Origin of the sequence: Mycobacterium sp. (assembly GCF_040509115.1) — a bacterium.
Taxonomy (GTDB): Bacteria; Actinomycetota; Actinomycetes; order Mycobacteriales; family Mycobacteriaceae; genus Mycobacterium.
Window position 1 is genome coordinate 1 of record NZ_JBEVLO010000270.1, and the last position, 3,583, is coordinate 3,583.

At 66.1% G+C, this 3,583-nt stretch carries 2 protein-coding genes and 3 pseudogenes; all 5 read right to left on the minus strand.

What is annotated here, in order from left to right; all coding sequences use genetic code 11:
• Nucleotides 1–23: 23 nt before the first annotated feature.
• A complete protein-coding gene (locus ABW137_RS18295) occupies nt 24–1,538 on the minus strand; it encodes an aldehyde dehydrogenase family protein (RefSeq protein WP_526402515.1) in 1,515 nt (504 codons plus the stop codon).
• A gap of 105 nt (nt 1,539–1,643) precedes the next feature.
• Nucleotides 1,644–1,808 (minus strand): annotated as a pseudogene (locus ABW137_RS18300) (SDR family oxidoreductase); the annotation flags it as partial.
• Between the two features lie 8 nt (nt 1,809–1,816).
• Nucleotides 1,817–1,912: pseudogene (locus ABW137_RS18305) on the minus strand (SDR family mycofactocin-dependent oxidoreductase); the annotation flags it as partial.
• A gap of 277 nt (nt 1,913–2,189) precedes the next feature.
• Nucleotides 2,190–2,306 (minus strand): annotated as a pseudogene (locus tag ABW137_RS18310) (LLM class F420-dependent oxidoreductase); the annotation flags it as partial.
• 153 nt (nt 2,307–2,459) lie between these two features.
• A partial coding sequence (locus tag ABW137_RS18315) for an acyl-CoA dehydrogenase family protein (protein WP_526402517.1) occupies nt 2,460–3,583 on the minus strand: 1,124 nt, incomplete at its 5' end.

Sequence of the window (3,583 nt, forward strand, 5' to 3'; positions counted from 1 at the left end):
GTTCTGCCTCGGCTGATTTCGTTTCAGCGCCCGTAGAGCACCTTGGCGAGTCGGACGAGGACGTCCGTGGCCCAGCGGGGCTTCTGGAACGACAGCACTTTCACCGCGGGTGGCGCGAGCTGGCGCACGACCACCTTGGTCCGTGCGAATTCCTTGAGTCCCTCCTCCCCGTGGATGCGGCCGAACCCCGAGTCAGCGACACCGCCGAACGGTAACGACGGCATGGCAACGTACGGGATCATCGAATTCACCCCCACCATCCCCACCTGCAGCCGGGATGCGATGTGGGCTACGTTCCTTCGCCCGAAGACGGTGGCTCCCAGTCTCATTGACGAGGCATTCGTCAGCCGAACTGCGTCGTCGATGGACGTGACGGCGTTCACGACGAGCACCGGGCCGAACGTCTCCTCCGTCATCGCGACGCAGTGTTCGGGAACGTCGGCCAAGACGATGGGGTGAACGTATGGGGGCCTGACCGACTCGGGCCCTCCGACGACCACCCTGCCCCCGTCGGCCACCGCTGCCTTGACGTGCCGGTCGATGGTCGCAAGCTGCGCAGGCATGGTGATGGGCCCGAAAGAGGATCCGTCACCAGGACCCGGCACGAGGACCGCACATTGCTTACGCACGTTGTCCAGGAACTCCTCGACGACGTCGGCGACGACGTATGCGCGCTCGACCGCCGTGCACGCCTGCCCCGCATTGTTCATGGCGCCGAACACCGCGGCCTCGGCCGCCGCCTGCACGTCGGCATCGTCGTCGACGATAAAGGCGTCCTTGCCTCCACACTCCATCAAGACCGGGGTAAGGCGGTCAGCGCACTGCGCCATCACGCGTCGGCCCGTAGCCGTCGAACCCGTGAACGCAATCTTGTCGATGTCGGCGCCGCACAGCGCGGCACCCGTGGAGCCGTCCCCAGTCAGCAGGGCGAAGACCGGCTGCTCGGGAACGACTTCGCCGAACGCCTCGACCAGCCACTTACCGACACCGGGGCTGTACTCGCTCGGTTTGAAGACCACCGCATTCCCGGCGGCAAGTGCGTACGCAATCGACCCCATGGGCGTGAAGAGAGGAAAGTTCCACGGCCCGATCACTCCGACGACGCCAAGCGGCTCGTAATCGACGGCGGCGGAGTGGTTGGCCATCAGCATCCCCGGCGCGCGTCGCCGACGGCGCAACGTCCGTGCCGCGTGCTTACTCGACCAGTGCAGGTGATCCAACGCCACGACCACTTCGGCCTTGGCGTCGGACGGTGTCTTACCCGTCTCATTCGAGATCACCGTGGCAAGGTCGTCGATCCTCGACGCGATCACTCGACCCCATCCTCGGAGCCGCGAGCGTCGGCCGGCGTGTCCCAGACCAGCCCACCACTGCGCAGCGCCTCGGGCGTCGGCAACCACCTGGCCGACTGTCTCTTCGGTCGCGATCGGATAGTGCGCGATGGCAGATCCGTCGCGTGGGTCGAAGGACGTGAAGCGCGCGGCGCCGGAAGTGGGTGCCGCGGCAGATTTCGACGTCGTCAAAGTGTTCTCCTTCAAGTGTTCTCCTTCATGCGTTGATTCATTTGCGAGCCAGGTCGATCCGACGTAATACGAGCGCAGGATTCTCGGCCGGCACGCACCCATCCGAGGCCGATGGCCGCGTCAGCTCGGCAGGTGCGGGACCTTCAGCGGCATCATCGCGCCGGCGTCGACCACGTGTTGCGTTCCTGTGGTGTAGCGCGCGTCGTCAGATGCCAGGAACAGCACGACGTTGCTCAAGTCGCGGTCCTCGATCCAGGGCAACGGTAGGGCAGTATTGGCCTGCATGGCATTGGCGAACTGCTCTCCTCGGCGAAGCGCACCGCACGAGCGCGCCCCTGTCCGCGCGCCGCACCGGTGATGAACGCCGCCTTGCCCTCTAATCGAGCCATCTCTCTCGTCCTCCGTCCTGGAGCCCTGCCGCTCCCAGCATTTCGTGTCGGCTAGCACAGACCAGCCGTCGTGCGTCAGTCGTCTCGTGACTTCGATGAAACGTGTTGCAGCGGATTGCATCCCAACGACGTGTCCCAGGGGGACCCTTGACCCCCTCGGCGATCTGGTCTGCGGTCAGGTCTCGGAGCATGACCATGACGGTCACGCTGGTTTCCAGCGTCACCGGGCCCCAGCGCCGTGCTCGCACGCGGTCCTGACGACATCGAGCTTGCGGGGCAGCTCGTCGAAGCCTGTGGTGTCGGCTGCCGATGCCTGCGCGATGACGGTGGGGAAGACCTGCTCCACTCCCGTGCCGTACGAGAAGTTGGGAAGGTAGAGCCCAAGCCGAATCACGTTCCACGCCTTCCGTTACGGGTCGTCACACGACGCCACGCCGACCGACCCTACCGCCGCTGACGGGCCATCTCCCGATGCTGGCGCTGTCGAGCAAGACTGGTGGCACTCGGGGTTCGATGACATCCCACGTTGGCGCTCGCCTGCGCCCGTCTAGTCGGCACCCCGCGTCAGGTGTCTTCCAATGATCAGTCGTTGAATCTGGTTGGTGCCCTCGAAGATCTGCATGACCTTGGCTTCGCGCATGTACCGTTCGGCGGGAAAGTCCTTGGTGTATCCCACTCCCCCGAGTACCTGGACGGCATCGGTGGTGACCTTCATGGCCAGGTCGGTCGCGACGAGCTTGGCGATTGCCGCCTGCTGGGTGAACGGCAGCCCGCGGTCCTTGCGCCTGGCCGCCTGCAGGTACACCGAGCGGGCGGTCTCGACGGCAGCGGCCATGTCGGCCAGGAGGAATGACAGCCCTTGGAACTCGCCGATCACTCGGCCGAACTGGCGGCGTTGCTTGGCGTAGCCGACCGCGCAATCCAGGGCGGCCTGCGCCAGGCCCGTCGCGCATGCCGCGACGCACAGGCGTCCAGTGTCGAGTGCTTCCAGCGCCAGCCCCAAACCTCGGCCCTCGTCGTCGATTCGACGTTCCACGGGGATGTTCACCCCATCGAGGTGCAGCTGCGACGTCCGCGAACCCGTCAATCCCATCTTCGATTCCGGCGGGGCGGCGGCCAGACCATCGACGTCACCGGGGACCAGGAAGCAGCTGATACCGCGCGGACCATCGTCGGAGGTGCGCGCCATCAGCACGTAGAAGTCGGCGAGGCCGCCGTGGGTGATCCAGGCCTTCGTTCCGGTGACGACGTAGCGTTCACCATCGCGCACCGCGCGGGTGCGTAGAGAGCCTGCATCGGAACCGGCGTCGGGCTCGGACAGGCAGTACCCGCCGAGCTGCTCGCCCCCGATCATGTCCGGCAGCCATTGGTTGCGCTGCTCGTCGGTACCGTATTTCCACAGTGGATGGCAGCTGGCCCAGTGCACCGTGAGCCCCACCCCGATGGTGGCCCACGCCGTCGCGATCTCCTCGACCACCTGCAGGCTCACCTCGTCGGGTTGGCCTCCGCCTCCGAAGTGCTCCTCGTAGGGCAGGCCCAGGATTCCGAGCTTGCCGAGCAGCCGGAAGGTCTCGCGGGGAAACTCCTCGGCCGCTTCGGCGTCGGCAGCGCGGGGCGCCAGTTCCGATCGGCACACGTCGCGCACCATGTCCATCAGGTCGCGGGAGGTTT